Below are 13,423 nucleotides of genomic sequence, written 5' to 3' on the forward strand. Positions count from 1 at the left end.
CGGCGGGGGGGGGCGGGGGGCGGGGGTGCCGCCCGGCCCGCCACTTCGTTCCGGCTCCCCGCCCAGCGCGCCAGCCCGGGGGTCGTCGGGTCCGGCCAGCGTCATTGACCGATCCTGATCACCTCGGGGAATCGATTCGTGGCGTCCGTGGCAGCGTCCGGCATCACTCAGGACCCACTAGGAACTTGATGACGTGGGTGATTCGCCTGGCCTGACGACGCGGGGCCGCCTGGCCTCGGCCGGGCGCCGCTGCCTGGGGCCTGCGGTGAGTCACCTTCGACATCAAGGTGCCATGCGCACAGCAGGGGCCGGCCGACCGGCACGTGCCTCTGCGCGCACCGTGCTCGGCAATGACGAGAGTGCGGTGGCCGGCCCGCGCAGCCCTTCCTCGTCGCCGCCACGGCCGGCATCGGGGTCGTGCGCCGAAGGCAGTTGCGGATGGGTCAGCTCGCCGGGACGAGCAGGGCGTGCAGGGCCGTCGGGTCGGCGACCTCGGGCAGGTCGCGGGCGGCGAGCCAGGCGGCCGCGGCGGCCCCGTCGCCGGCGCCGCACAGTGGGGCGTCCGGCCACCGGCGGGCGAGTTCGGCGCGGACCGCGGCGGCGAGGGGGGTGTCGCCGGTGAGCAGGCCGCCGCCGAGCACCACCGGGTCGGTCGCGCCGGGCGGCCGGATCCGGGAGACGCTCTCGGCCAGCAGCGCGGCCGCCTCCGCGACCAGGGCCGCGCCGGTCGGCTCGCCGTCGCGGGCCGCCGCCACCACGATTGGCGCGAGCCGGGCCAGTTCCACCGGCGGTCGGCGGGTCACCGCCTGCACGACGGCCTCGGCGGTGGCGCGGGGCCGGGCGGCCAGCTCGGTGGCGCCGGTGAGGTCGGTGAGCACCCGTCGGGCCAGGTCGCCGGGCGGGTCGGCCCGGTCCAGGTCGGTGAGCAGCCGGCGGACCGCCTCGCGGCCGAGCCAGAAGCCGGAGCCGGCGTCGCCGAGCAGCCAGCCGTGACCGTCGGCGGTGCGGTCGAGGCGCAGGTCGCGTACCTGGGCGGCGATCGCGCCGGTGCCGGCGATGAGCACGGTGCCGTCCGGGGCCGCCGTGCCCGAGGCGTAGGCGACGAGGGCGTCGCCGTGCACCGCGTACGGGCAGCGCAGGCCGGCGTCGGCCCAGGCGTGGTCGAAGGCGGCCCGGCCCTGCGGGTCGGCGAGGAGCCGGCCGGCCCCGGCCAGCCCGATGACGCCGGCGCGGACCCGGGTGGGGTCGATGTGGGCGAGGGCGGCGCGCAGCGCGGCGAGGAGTTCGGCGGCGGCGCGTTCGGCGCCGTGGCTGGTCGGGTTGCCCCCGCCGGCACGGCCGGCGCCGAGGCGTGCCCCGTCGAGGCTGAGGGCGGCGGCGCGGGTGGACGTACCCCCGACGTCGAGGCCGACCACGACGGTGTCCGACATCCCTTCATGCTGGTCGGCCGCGCTTCCGGGCGCAAGATCCCGGCTGTGCGCCAGGTAACAGTTTGAAAACTTCGCCCATGGTCTTGACACGGAGGGGCCGTCAGTAAGAACTTTTACCACAACAGTTAACACTCTTTTCCGAAAGGCGTCCCATGGTTGATCACGAGGTGGACACCCCCGCGGGGACCGCGGTGGTCGACGCCGACGCGGTCGACCGGCGGGGTGCGGTGACCGTCTCCTCCGACGGGGTGCTGGCCAGGGTCCGGGCCGGGGCGGGGGAGCTGACGGGGGCGTTGCGCCGCGTTGCCGAGCACGTGCTCAGCGACCCGGAGGCGGCGGCCCGGGCCACCATCGTCGAGCTGGCTGAGCGAAGCGGCACCTCACCCGCGACCATCACCCGGTTCTGCCGGGCCATGGGCTTCGAGGGCTACGCCGACCTGCGGCTCGGCATCGCCGCGGAAACCGGCCGGGCGCGCTCGGCGGGCTGGACGGTCGACATCGGCCGGGAGATCCAGCCCAGCGACCCGCTGTCCCGGGTGCTCGACCAGATCATGGCCGCCGACACCCGGGCCATGCACGACACGGCCGCGCTGCTCGACCTCGGAGAGGTGGAGCGGGCCGCGGTGGCCATCGCCGGGGCCAGCCGGGTGAACATCTTCGGCGCCAGCGGCAGCGCGCTGGTCGGCGAGGAGATGCAGTTCAGCCTGCACCGCATCGGGGTGGCCGCCTGGGCCTGGAGCGACGTCCACGAGGGGCTGGCCAGCGCCGCGCTGCTCGGCGTCGGCGACGTCGCGCTCGGCATCTCGCACACCGGGCAGACCCGGGAGACCATCGAGATGCTCGCCGAGGCGGGCAGCCGGGGCGCCACCACGGTCGCGCTGACCGGGTTCCCGCGCTCGCCGCTGGCGGAGCTGGCCGACATCGTGCTGGTCACGGCCAGCCAGGCCACCACGTTCCGGCCCGACGCGCTCTCCGCGCGGCACCCCCAGCTCGTCGTGCTCGACCTGCTCTACATCGCGGTGGCACAGCGCACCCACGACCGCGCCCACGCGGCCTTCCGGCGTACCGCCCAGGCCGTCGACGGGCACAAGGCCGAGAAGGGGGCCACCTCATGATCAGTGCCCAGCGGTACGCGGACGCCGTCCGCCCGGTGCTCGACCGGCTGGTCGACACCCAGGCGGAGGCGGTCGATCGGGCGGCCGACGTGATCGCCGGCGGGCTGCGCGCCGGCGGGGTGCTCCAGGCGTTCGGCGCCGGCCACTCCGAGGCGTTCGCCGCCGAGCTGGTGGCCCGTGCCGGCGGCCTGGTCCCCACGAACCGACTCTCCCTGCACGACCTCGTGCTGCACGGCGACGCGCCCCGCGACGTGCTCGCCGACCCCAAGCTGGAACGCGACCCGGCCGTGGCGCACCAGCTCTACGCCCTGGCGGCGCCGCAGCCGGAGGACGTGTTCGTGGTCGCCTCCCAGTCCGGCATCAACGGCTCGGTGGTCGAGCTGGCGATGCTGGTCCGGGAGCAGGGCCATCCCTTGATCGCGGTCACCTCGGTCGAGCACACCGCACGGGTCGCCCCGCGGCACCCGTCCGGCCACCGGCTCGCCGACCTCGCCGACGTCGTGCTGGACAACGGCGCGCCGTACGGCGACGCACTGCTGCCGCTCGAGGGCGGCGGCGCGGTCTGTGCGGTCTCGTCGGTCACGGCGGCGCTCCTGGCGCAGCTGCTGACCGCCGAGGTCGTACGACGGTTCCACCAGGCCGGGGAGGTACCCCCTATCTACCTCTCCGCCAACGTCCCCGGTGGGGACGAGCACAACCTCGCCCTCGAGTCGCGGTACGCCGGGCGCCTCCGGCGGACCGCCTGACCCGACACCACAAGGAGAGACAAAGATGTCGGTTACCCCCGAGAACATCGGCGACCTCAGCCGCCGGGCCCTGCTCCAGCGGGCCGCCGCGGCCGGCCTCCTCGCCACCCCGGCGATGGGCCTGCTCAGCGCCTGCGCCGGCAGCGAGCCGGAGAAGAAGGACACCGGCGGCGCGGCCAAGAGCAAGGACAACCCGTTCGGTGTGAAGGACGGCAGCGCCGTCAAGGTGGTCATCTTCAACGGCGGCCTGGGCGACCAGTGGGCCAAGGAAGACAAGGTCATCTTCAGCGCCAAGCACCCGAACGTCACGGTCAACATGTCGTCGACGCAGAAGATCAAGACCGAAGAGCAGCCGAAGATGGCGACGCAGCCGAGTGACCTGGTCATGAACTCGGGCGCCGACATGATGGACCGCAGCACGCTGATCAACGAGGGCGCCATCGAGCCGCTCGACGACCTGCTCACCGCGCCCGCGTGGGACAGCGAGGGCACCGTCGCCGACTCCCTGCTGCCGGGCACGGTCGGCGACGGCACCCAGAACGGCAAGTTCTACGTCGTCAACGTGGCGTACACGGTGTGGGGCAACTGGTACAACGCGGCGCTGTTCAAGAAGGAGGGTTGGCAGGCGCCGACCACCTGGGACGAGTTCTTCGCGCTGGCCCCGAAGATCAAGGCCAAGGGCATGGCGCCGTACGTGCACGACGCCGTGCACGGCTACTACCCGCGCTGGGCGCTCATGGCGAGCATCTGGAAGACCGCCGGCAAGCAGGTCGTCGTCGACATCGACAACCTGAAGGAGAACGCCTGGAAGGCCGACGGCGTGCTCAAGGCGCTGGAGCCGTGGGAGAAGCTGGTCAAGGACAAGCTGCTCCTGCCGGGCAAGCTCGACCACACCCAGTCGCAGCAGGCGTGGCTCGACGGCAAGGCGGCGTTCATCCAGGTCGGCACGTGGCTGAAGAACGAGATGTCGGCCACCATCCCGCCGGGCTTCGAGCTGACCCTGTCCGACTACTGGCACAACGCCGACGACAAGGCCCCGAAGGACGTGTTCGCCGCGTCCGGTGAGGGCTTCGTCGTGCCGAGCAAGGCCCCCAACAAGGAGGCCGCGAAGGAGTTCCTGCGGGCGATCCTGTCCAAGGCGGGTTCGGCCAAGTTCGCCGAGCTGACCAAGTCGCTGGCCTCCACCAAGGGCTCCGGCGACAACGTGCAGGACTCCGCGCTCGCCAGCGCCAACAGCCTCATGAAGAACGGCGGCAGCGAGCTCATCTCGGTCAAGTTCCAGGACTTCTACGCCGACCTGGACAAGGAGAGCCAGAACCTCTCCGAGGAGCTGATGGCCGGCCGGCTCACCGCGCAGCAGTTCGTCGACAAGATGCAGGCGGCCGCCGACAAGGTCGCCAAGGACTCGTCGATCAAGAAGCAGACCCGCACCGCCTGATCCGACGGAGAGAGTGAGTCCAATGCGGCACGGAGTCGCGCGTTTCGTCACGGGCTTCCTGGCCCTGCCCGTCGCGCTGTACCTGTTCTACGTGGTGTGGCCGTTCGCGCAGGCGGCGGGATACTCGCTGACCGACTGGGGCGGATACTCGGATTCCCAGCGCTTCGTCGGGCTGGACAACTACGTCCGGCTGCTCTCCGACGAGCTGATCCGGAAGGCGTTCTGGCACAACGTCTTCTTCCTGGTCACCGTGCCGCTGTTCACCATCGCGCTGGCCCTGTTCCTCGCGTTCCTGCTCAACGTGGGCGGACGCGAGGACAGGGCCGGCATCCGCGGAGTCTTCGGCTCCGCCCTCTACAAGGTCATCTTCTTCTTCCCGCAGGTGCTGTCGCTGGTGGTCATCGCCGTCATGTGGCAGCAGATCTACCGCAGCGACCAGCAGGGCCTGATCAACGGCCTGCTCATCAAGATCGGGCTGGTCGACGCGGACAACCCGATTGCCTTCACCGCCGACCCGGAGCCGTTCCTCGGCATCCCCGCGGTGCTCTGGTGGCTGCTGCTCATCGCGGTGTGGAGCGGCGCCGGCTTCTACATGGTGCTCTTCTCCGCGGCCATGCAGTCCATCCCGAAGGACATCTACGAGGCGGCGATCCTCGACGGGGCGGGCCGGTTCCACACGTTCTTCCGGGTCACCCTGCCACTGCTCCGGGACACCATCTCGGTCGCGTGGGTCTACCTGGGCTTCATCGCCCTGGACATGTACGCCCTGGTCTTCGTCATGACGCCCAGCCAGGGCGGCCCGAACCACGCCAGCGAGATCTTCGCCTCGGTGATCCAGTTCAACGCGTTCCAGAAGGGCCAGTTCGGCTACGCCTGCGCGATCGCTGTGGCGCTGGCCATCTTCACCATCCTGCTGGCCGCCGTCCAGCTGAGGATCACCCGCCGTGACCGGATCGAGTTCTGAGGAGGCCTGGACGATGAGCACGGTGACCCACACCTCCGGCCAGAAGCGACCCGACGTCGCGCCCCCGGGGCGGCCGACCGGCCGACGGGCGGAAGCCGCCGGCAGCGGCATCGGCGGCCGGATCTTCAACGGCTTCTCGCACCTGTTCCTCGTGGTCTGGGCGATCATGGTGATCTACCCGCTGCTCTGGGTGGTGATGTCCGCGCTCAAGACCGACTCGGAGGTCATCCGCCAGCCGCTGTCGCTGTTCCCCAAGTCGCTGCAGTGGGACAACTTCGCCCGGGCCTGGACGGCCGGGATCGACAGCTTCTTCCTGGACACGCTGCTCGTGCTCGTCTTCAGCGTGACGCTGACGATGCTGCTGGGCTCGATGGCGGCGTACGCGCTGGCCCGCTACGAGTTCCGGGGCAACCGGCTGATCTACTGGATGTTCCTGTCCGGGCTGACCCTGCCGGTCTATCTCGCCGCGGTGCCGCTGTTCAAGGGCGTCTACAACGTCAGCACGTACCCGGTCGTCGGGCAGTTCCTCAGCCCGGTGATCGGGCCGAACAAGCACGCCATGCTGATCCTGGTCTACGTGGCCTGGTCGCTGTCGTTCACCGTCTTCTTCATGCACTCGTTCTTCCGGACGCTGCCGCACTCGATCATCGAGGCGGCGATGGTCGACGGCGCCTCGCACAGCCGGGCGTTCTTCAGCGTCATGCTGCCGATGGCCAAGCCCGGCCTGATCAGCATCGGCATCTTCAACGTGCTCGGCCAGTGGAACCAGTGGTACCTGCCGACCCTGCTCATGCAGCCGGTCGCCGGTGAGCCGAAGAACCAGGTGATCGCCCAGGGTCTGATCGAGCTGTCGGTCAACCAGGGCTACAAGTCCGACTGGTCCGGCCTCTTCGCCGGGGTCACCATGGCGATGCTGCCGGTGCTGATCGTGTACGTCGTCTTCCAGCGCCAGGTGCAGTCCGGCCTCACGGCCGGCGTCGGCAAGTAACGCCCGCCATCCGCTGCCCGGTCCCTCCGGCATCTGTCGGAGGGACCGGGCAGAATCGCGTCCGTGCTGGTGGCGGTGGAGTCCGACGAGCGGGGCGGGGGAGTGCTGCAACCCCTCGACCCGGCCGGCCGCCCGGCCGGCCCGGCCGAGCCGGTGGCCGACCTGGCCGCCGCGGTGGCCGCCCGGGAGGCCACCGACCGCCCCCGCTGGGTGTGGGCCAGCGGCGCCACCCTCTACCCGGCGCTGCTGCGCGCCGGCGTCCGGCTCGACCGGTGCCACGACGTCGAGCTGACCGAGGCGCTGCTGCTCGGCCACGCCGGCCGCTGGGGCGAGCCGCGTTCCTTCGCGGCGGCCTGGGCCCGGCTCACCGGGGCGCCGGTCCCGCCGGACCCGGCGCCGCGCCCGCCGGAGCCGCCCGGCCACGGCCAGGACGCGCTCTTCGACGCGCCGTCCGGCCCGCCCGGTCCGGGCATCGCGGCGTTGACCCGGGTGTACGCGGACCAGCTCGCCCGGATCGCGCGGACGGAACACCCCGGCCGGTTCCGGCTGCTGGTGGCCGCCGAGTCGGCCGGCGCGCTGATCGCCGCCGAGATGGGCGCGGCCGGGCTGCCCTGGCGCGCCGACGTGCACGACGCCATCCTGGCCGACCTGCTCGGCGAGGCGTCCCCGGTCGGCGGGCCGCCCCGCCGGCTGGCCGAGCTGGCCGCCCGGATCGCCGAGGCGTTCGGCGTCCGCCAGCTGCACGCCGACTCCCCGGCCGAGCTGCTCAAGGCGTTCGCCCGCGCCGGCGTGGAGCTGCCCAACACCCGGGCGTGGGTGCTGCGCGGGGTGGAGCATCCGGCGGTGCCGCTGGTCCTGGAATACAAGGAGCTCTACCGGATCTGGACGGCGCACGGCTGGGCCTGGCGGGACTCCTGGGTCTCCGGCGGCCGCTTCCACCCGGAGTACGTGCCGGGCGGCGTGGTCTCCGGCCGGTGGGCCACCCGGGGCGGCGGGGCCTTGCAGATCCCGAAGGTGATCCGGCGGGCCGTGGTGGCCGACCAGGGCTGGACCTTCGTGGTGGCCGACGCGGGTCAGCTCGAACCACGGGTGCTCGCCGCGGTGTCCGGCGACGAGCGGCTGGCCGCCGCCGGTGGCGCCGGTGACCTCTACGCGGCGCTGGCCCGGGACGCCTTCGCCGGTGACCGGGCCCGGGCCAAGGTGGCCCTGCTGGGCGCCATGTACGGGCAGACCGGTGGCGCCGCGGTGCCCGCCCTGGCGGTGCTCAGGAAGAACTACCCGACCGCGTTCGGCCACGTCGAGGCGGCCGCCCGCACCGGCGAGGCGGGCGGGCTGGTGCGGTCGTGGCTGGGGCGTACCTGCCCGCCGGGGTCGGTCGGCTTCGGCGACGGCGACGACGCGGTGGTGGACGCCGGGGCGGATCCGCAGAGCCCCCGCGCCCGGGCGGCCCGGTCGCGGGGGCGGTTCACCCGCAACTTCGTCATCCAGGCCACCGCCGCCGAGTGGGCCTCCACGCTGCTGGCCACGCTCCGCACCGAGCTGGCCGGCAGCGCGGCCGAGCTGGTCTTCTTCCAGCACGACGAGGTGATCGTGCACTGCCCGGCCGAGGCGGCCGAGTCGGTCGCCGCGGCGGTCACCGAGGCCGGGGAGCGGGCCACCCGGCTGCTGTTCGGCGAGACGCCGGTCCGTTTCCCGCTCGACCTGTCGGTGGTGGACTGCTACGCCGACGCGGCATAGCCGCGCAATTTTCCGTTTTGCCCCGCTACCCGCCCCCCGGCGCGCTCGTTGGGCCCGGTGTGCGTACGACGGGACGGACCGGGCGCTGCTGCCTCCGGTCTGTCCCCCAGGTCGAGGGGGCACCGCTGAACCGGATCGCAGGAATGATCATCGCCGCTGGTGGGGGCCGCCGGATCGGTGGACCTGAAGCGCTGCTGTGCCAGGGCGGAAAGCCCCTGGTGAGCCAGATGATCGACACGATGGCCGAGGCGGGCTGCGTGGAGGTCGTGGTCGTGCTGGGCGCGGCGGCCGAGCAGGTGCGGCAGACGACCGACCTGAGCGGGGCCACCGTGGTGGTCAACCGAGCCTGGGGGACCGGGGTCGGCTCCTCGATCCGGGCCGGGCTGGCCGCGCTGACCGACGAGACCATCGAGGCCGTGGTCGTGGTGCCGGTGGACATGCCTGGGCTCACCGCCGTGGCGGTCCGCCGCGTCGCCGCCCTGCCGTACCCGGACGTGCTGGCCTGCGCCACCTACGACGGGCTGCGCGGCTACCCGATGCTCTTCGGCCGGCGGCACTGGTCCGGCATCGCGACCCTGGCCAGCGCCGACGTCGGCGCCCGGCCCTACCTGCTGGCGCACAAGGACCAGATCGTCGACATCGCCTGCGACTCGGTGGCCGACGGCAGCCGGATCGACAGCCCGGAACTCATGGCCCTCTACGGCCTCAGCATCCCGGAGCAGCGCGTCGGCGTCTGAGGTGGACTGAGTACCCGTACGGATGCGGCGGGCCGGCGGCGCGGCCAGACTCGCACCCATGCGTCGACTCGCCATCGCCCTGCTGTGCCTGGCCGCGCTCCTGAGCTGCGCCGCGCCCGGCCACGGGCCCGCGCCGGGCGACGGGCCCGCGCCGAGCGGCGGACCCCCGTCGGGCGACCCCACCGAGGGCGCCACCTGGGGCACCTACCAGGCCGACGTGACGGCGGTACGCCTCAGCGACGACCCGCGCTCGCTGGTGCTGACCGTGGCGCTGCTCGCCGACGCCGACGGATGCTCGCGGAATCCTCGGATCACCTACTTCGTCGAGGAGAACAACCGCATCTACGCCAACGTGGTGCAGGACTCGCGCCTGTCGGGTGTGGTCGGCGCCTGCCCGACCCACACGCCGGGCGAGGTGCGGCTGACCGCGCCGGCGCCGATCGCCGGCCGCCTCGTCGTGCTCAACCAGGAGCCGTGGAAGCGCGACGGCGCGCAGTACCACCGCTGCGATCCGACGTTCGGCTGTGACCCGATGCCCGCGGACCACTGCGACCCGGCCTGGATCAGCGTCGCCGTCCGGGGCATGGACGTGTCCCGCCACTCCGTCGGCTCGCCCGAGGGCTGCGACGGCACCTGGCTGGTCATGACGGTGCCGTTCGATCCGGTGCCCTGCGGCGTCGAGGCGAGGCCGGGCTGCGAGCCGACGGTCAACGTACGCCGCTATTTCCTGCGCTGGGCCGGCGAGCGCGGCTGGGCCACGATCACCAGTTCGACGGAGGCCGGCTGCGGCCGGGTCCGCACCGTGGAGCCGGCGTTCCCGACGAAGCTGTGCGCCGACCTGCCCAGGCCGTGACCGTCGGCGAAGCCGCTCGTCGCCGCTGCTTCGCCGTGTCGTAGCCGGGTGCCAGGATGCGGGTATGGCGTATGACGAGGACCTCGCGGACCGGGTCCGGGAACTGGTCGGGCGCGAGGCCGGGTTCGACGAGAAGCGCATGTTCGGCGGCTTGGCGATGATGGTGAAGGGCAACATGGCGGTGGTCGTCCGCGGCGCCGGCGGGCTCATGGTCCGCGTCGACCCGGCCGAGTCCGAGCGGCTGGAGGCGGAGCCCGGAGCGCAGGCGACGGTGATGCGGGGGCGGCCCATGCGGGGCTGGATCACGGTGGAGCCCTCGGCCTGCGCGGACGACGCCGATCTGGCCCGGTGGGTTGACCGCGGCGTCGGCTACGCCGGAACCCTGCCGGCGAAGTAGGGCGGCGCCCAGGGCCTGCCCGGCGGATCCGCCGGACAGGCCCTGGTCCCGACGAGGGATCAGCGCTTGAGCGTGAAGGTGAAGTCGCCGGAGAGCCGGCCGGTCAGCCGGACCGCCGAAACGACCTTTCCCTCCGCGATCAGCCTCTCGACCTCCGCCCGCGAGAGCCCGCACCCTTCGGCGATCAGTCGCACCGGCCGGACGGGAATCCGCGCCGCGAAGCGGACCGCCACGTCGATCACCTCGGCGTCCAGGTGATCCCCTCCGCCGGTGTCGAGGCGCCAGGCGCCGTCCCAGTCGAGGGCGATGCGATTGCGGCGCTGCACGACCGGATCCTGGAGCAGTTCGGCCGTCAGGCCCGGGTCGTTGTCGTGCAGCCGGTCCAGCAGGTCGGGCCGTATGGAGCGGACATTCGTGCGCTCCAGGAGCGTGAGTTTGGCGGTGTCCCCGCACCCGGTGCAGAGCACGAGGAGCCAGGCGTCGAGGAGCTTGTGGTTGGCGTTGACGCGGAATTTGCCGCTCGCCCGGAAGCGGTCGGACGCGCACGTGTGGCAACGGCGAACGACGAGCGGCAGGCAGGTGGGTACGACCACCCAATTGATGAGCACAGAAATACACCGATCTCAGTGAGAAGTCCGCAGCAAAAGGAAGCGCGGCGCAAACTGCGCGACGCGCGACGAATCAGCGCTCGGGAGGTCTCACAGGGTGTACAACGGCACGTCCTTCGCCTGGACGATCTGGCCCGGCAGCACGGTATCGACGCACAACGGCGCCGTTCCACCGGTTTTCCGGCGCCTCGCAGCCATGGTCTGTCCGACCTCCTCGCCGGTCCCTGGCTGCTGCCGCTTCCCGTAACGGCATCCGCCCGACTCCGGAGCCGGATCCTCGATCAGCCGTCCTGCCAGACCGGGGTAGGCCGGTGAAGCGGCCCGGGCCAGTGGGAGGCCATGGCGGCTGAAGCGCGCGCGGTCCGACGACAGCCGTCACCGGCCGGTAGGCTGCGCGCGATGACCCGTCCTCCGCTCGACCTCGTCCCCGCCGACGTGCCGGCGGACAGGTTGACCCACAACCCGCTCAACGGGGTGACCGGCGGCATCTGGCGGACCCGCCGGGACGGACGGCCGGCGGTGCTCAAGCTGATCACGCCCCCCGGCGGCGCCGCCGGCCCGGCGCACTGGGCGGCGAGCGCCGAGCCGGGACACTGGAACTACTGGCGGCGCGAGGTTGAGGCGTACCGCAGCGGGCTGGCCAGCACCGCCTGGGCGAGCGCCGGCCTGGCCGGGCCGGCCGTGCTCGCGGTCGAGGAACGGCCGGACGGCACGGTCGCGCTGTGGCTGGCCGAGGTCGACGGGCGGCCGGGAACGGCCGGCACGGTGGGCGACTTCGCCGAGCTGGCCCGCCGGCTGGGCGCCGCGCACGCCGACTGGCGGGGCCGGACCGGCGAGCTGTCCCGCTACGACTGGCTGGCCCGGGACTGGCTGCGCGACTACACGCTGAGCCGGCCGGTGACCGAGCCGGTGCCCTGGGACCATCCCGCCGCCGTGGCGGCCTGGCCCACACCGCTGCGGGCCGCGCTGCGCCGGCTCTGGGAGCGCCGGCGGGAACTGCTGGCGGCCACGGACCGGCTTCCGCGTACCCTCTGCCATCACGACGTCTGGCCGACGAACCTGGTGCTGAGCGACGGCGGCCCGGTCCTGCTGGACTGGTCCTTCGTCGGGCCGGGGCCGATCGGTGAGGACGCCGCGAACCTCGTACTGGACACCTTCTTCGACGGTCTGGTCGACGTCGCGCTCCTGCCCGAGGTCGCCGACGCGGTGCTCGCCGGCTACGTCGAGGGGCTGCAAGGGGCGGTCGATCCGGTGCTGGTGGCCCGTGCGTTCCGGCTCACCGGCGCGGCCAAGTACTTCTGGCTCGCGCCGGTGATGCTCAACCGGGCCGGCGGCGCCACCGGCCAGACCTACGACCGGCGCGACGAGGCGGCGATGTTCGCCGGCCGTCGTCCGGTGCTGGAACTGCTCGCCCGCTGGGCGGAGGAGTCGCTTCCCTGACCGTCAGGCGTCACAGCCACGTCGATACCTGGTACCCGGCCGGCTCAGGCCAGGTCGAACAGCGCGGCGGCGGCCTCCCAGCAGACCGCCCGCAGCCAGTCGTCGCCCAGGTCGAGCCGGGCGAGCCCGGTCAGCTGCGTCGCGTACGGGTAGGGGATGTTCGGGAAGTCGCTGCCGAGCAGCACCTTCCCGGCCAACCCCAGCTCGCGCAGCCGGGGCAGCTCGCCCGCCGGGAACGGCATGAACCGGTCGAAGAACGAGGTGAACGCCATCGTCGTGTCCAGCCGCACGTGCCGGTACCGCTCGGCCAGGTCGAGGAAGGCCGCGTAGTCCGGGGCGCCCAGGTGCGCCACGACCGCGGTCAGCGCGGGGTGCCGGGCCAGCAGCGCGGCGAACGACTCCGGTCCGGTGTGCGTGGTGCCGACCGGCGCGTGCCCGGCGTGCACCACGACCGGCACGCCGGCCTCGGCCAACAGCCCCCACACGTCGTCCAGCGCCGGGTCGGTCGGCGCGAAGCCACCCACCTGGACATGCACCTTGAACACCCGGGCGCCGGCCGCGAGCGCGTCCGCCACGTAGCGCGCGGCCGCCGGCTCCGGGAAGAAGGTCGCCGAGGGCAGACAACCCGGGGTACGCGCCGCGAAGTCCAGCGTCCAGGTGTTCAGTGACTCGGCCATGCCGGGCCGGTGCGGGTACGCCAGCGCCGTGAACATCCGCACGCCGAGCCGGCGCAGGTGCGCCACCCGCGCCTCGTCGTCCCACCGGTAGCGGATCGGCCACTCGGTGCCGACCAGCGGCCCGGCCGCGTCGAAGTACGCCCACACCTTGCGCAGCATGCGGGGCGGCAGGAAGTGGGTGTGCACGTCGGCGAGCCCGGGCAGCCCGAGCCGCTGCCAGAACTCCGGCACCGCCGCGTCCTCGGCCGGCGGCCGGGTGTGGTCCGCCGGTCCCTCGTCGCCGTCAACCAGGT

General features: G+C 72.9%; 13 protein-coding genes. 10 read left to right on the plus strand and 3 right to left on the minus strand.

Going from position 1 to position 13,423, the window contains the following annotated elements; all coding sequences use genetic code 11:
* Positions 1-443: 443 nt before the first annotated feature.
* A complete protein-coding gene (locus FXF50_RS00005; protein WP_148425128.1) occupies positions 444-1,430 on the minus strand; it encodes an N-acetylglucosamine kinase in 987 nt (328 codons plus the stop codon).
* Positions 1,431-1,582: 152 nt separating this feature from the next.
* On the opposite strand from FXF50_RS00005, the gene FXF50_RS00010 reads away from it, so the two are divergent.
* The 9 genes from FXF50_RS00010 to FXF50_RS00050 all read left to right on the plus strand — a co-directional run bounded on the left by FXF50_RS00010 (position 1,583) and on the right by FXF50_RS00050 (position 10,405).
* Positions 1,583-2,545: a MurR/RpiR family transcriptional regulator gene (locus FXF50_RS00010; RefSeq protein ID WP_148425129.1), complete on the plus strand. Its 963-nt coding sequence runs from the start codon at positions 1,583-1,585 to the stop codon at positions 2,543-2,545.
* Complete coding sequence (locus FXF50_RS00015; RefSeq protein ID WP_148425130.1) at positions 2,542-3,291, plus strand: SIS domain-containing protein; 750 nt, start codon at positions 2,542-2,544, stop codon at positions 3,289-3,291. Before FXF50_RS00010 ends, FXF50_RS00015 begins: the two co-directional genes overlap by 4 nt.
* Positions 3,292-3,316: 25 nt before the next feature.
* A complete protein-coding gene (ngcE, locus tag FXF50_RS00020; protein ID WP_148425131.1) occupies positions 3,317-4,729 on the plus strand; it encodes an N-acetylglucosamine/diacetylchitobiose ABC transporter substrate-binding protein in 1,413 nt (470 codons plus the stop codon).
* Positions 4,730-4,751: 22 nt separating this feature from the next.
* The gene (locus tag FXF50_RS00025) at positions 4,752-5,693 is read left to right on the plus strand and encodes a carbohydrate ABC transporter permease (protein WP_148425132.1); all 942 of its coding nucleotides are present in this window, start codon (positions 4,752-4,754) and stop codon (positions 5,691-5,693) included.
* Positions 5,694-5,706: 13 nt separating this feature from the next.
* Complete coding sequence (locus tag FXF50_RS00030) at positions 5,707-6,681, plus strand: carbohydrate ABC transporter permease (protein ID WP_148425133.1); 975 nt, start codon at positions 5,707-5,709, stop codon at positions 6,679-6,681.
* A gap of 63 nt (positions 6,682-6,744) precedes the next feature.
* Positions 6,745-8,418 carry a bifunctional 3'-5' exonuclease/DNA polymerase gene (locus tag FXF50_RS00035; protein ID WP_370464065.1) on the plus strand — a complete coding sequence of 558 codons (1,674 nt, stop codon included), beginning with the start codon at positions 6,745-6,747 and terminating at the stop codon, positions 8,416-8,418.
* 143 nt (positions 8,419-8,561) lie between these two features.
* Complete coding sequence (locus tag FXF50_RS00040; RefSeq protein ID WP_148425135.1) at positions 8,562-9,155, plus strand: NTP transferase domain-containing protein; 594 nt, start codon at positions 8,562-8,564, stop codon at positions 9,153-9,155.
* Positions 9,156-9,213: 58 nt separating this feature from the next.
* Complete coding sequence (locus FXF50_RS00045) at positions 9,214-10,008, plus strand: hypothetical protein (protein ID WP_148425136.1); 795 nt, start codon at positions 9,214-9,216, stop codon at positions 10,006-10,008.
* A gap of 64 nt (positions 10,009-10,072) precedes the next feature.
* Positions 10,073-10,405 carry a TfoX/Sxy family protein gene (locus FXF50_RS00050; protein WP_148425137.1) on the plus strand — a complete coding sequence of 111 codons (333 nt, stop codon included), beginning with the start codon at positions 10,073-10,075 and terminating at the stop codon, positions 10,403-10,405.
* Positions 10,406-10,464: 59 nt separating this feature from the next.
* Here FXF50_RS00050 and FXF50_RS00055 read toward each other — a convergent pair whose 3' ends face one another.
* A complete protein-coding gene (locus FXF50_RS00055; protein ID WP_148425138.1) occupies positions 10,465-11,013 on the minus strand; it encodes a DUF1062 domain-containing protein in 549 nt (182 codons plus the stop codon).
* Positions 11,014-11,412: 399 nt separating this feature from the next.
* On the opposite strand from FXF50_RS00055, the gene FXF50_RS00060 reads away from it, so the two are divergent.
* Entirely contained in the window at positions 11,413-12,453 is a 1,041-nt protein-coding gene (locus FXF50_RS00060) for a phosphotransferase (RefSeq protein ID WP_148425139.1), read from the plus strand.
* Between the two features lie 44 nt (positions 12,454-12,497).
* On the opposite strand, the gene FXF50_RS00065 is transcribed toward FXF50_RS00060, so the two are convergent.
* Positions 12,498-13,421, minus strand: coding sequence for an amidohydrolase family protein (locus FXF50_RS00065; protein WP_148425657.1), 924 nt, complete (start codon positions 13,419-13,421; stop codon positions 12,498-12,500).
* Positions 13,422-13,423 lie beyond the last annotated feature (2 nt).

Origin of the sequence: Micromonospora sp. AP08 (genome assembly GCF_008085935.1) — a bacterium.
GTDB classification, from domain to species: Bacteria; Actinomycetota; Actinomycetes; order Mycobacteriales; family Micromonosporaceae; genus Micromonospora; species Micromonospora chersina.

Bases quoted from the DNA above. Each gene is read 5' to 3' on its own strand.
- FXF50_RS00025 (WP_148425132.1), top strand. From the start codon at position 4,752: ATGCGGCACGGAGTCGCGCGTTTCGTCACGGGCTTCCTGGCCCTGCCC.
- FXF50_RS00050 (WP_148425137.1), top strand. From the start codon at position 10,073: ATGGCGTATGACGAGGACCTCGCGGACCGGGTCCGGGAACTGGTCGGG.
- FXF50_RS00060 (WP_148425139.1), top strand. From the start codon at position 11,413: ATGACCCGTCCTCCGCTCGACCTCGTCCCCGCCGACGTGCCGGCGGAC.
- FXF50_RS00015 (WP_148425130.1), top strand. From the start codon at position 2,542: ATGATCAGTGCCCAGCGGTACGCGGACGCCGTCCGCCCGGTGCTCGAC.
- FXF50_RS00030 (WP_148425133.1), top strand. From the start codon at position 5,707: ATGAGCACGGTGACCCACACCTCCGGCCAGAAGCGACCCGACGTCGCG.
- FXF50_RS00040 (WP_148425135.1), top strand. From the start codon at position 8,562: ATGATCATCGCCGCTGGTGGGGGCCGCCGGATCGGTGGACCTGAAGCG.
- FXF50_RS00005 (WP_148425128.1), bottom strand. From the start codon at position 1,430: ATGTCGGACACCGTCGTGGTCGGCCTCGACGTCGGGGGTACGTCCACC.
- FXF50_RS00010 (WP_148425129.1), top strand. From the start codon at position 1,583: ATGGTTGATCACGAGGTGGACACCCCCGCGGGGACCGCGGTGGTCGAC.
- FXF50_RS00045 (WP_148425136.1), top strand. From the start codon at position 9,214: ATGCGTCGACTCGCCATCGCCCTGCTGTGCCTGGCCGCGCTCCTGAGC.
- ngcE (WP_148425131.1), top strand. From the start codon at position 3,317: ATGTCGGTTACCCCCGAGAACATCGGCGACCTCAGCCGCCGGGCCCTG.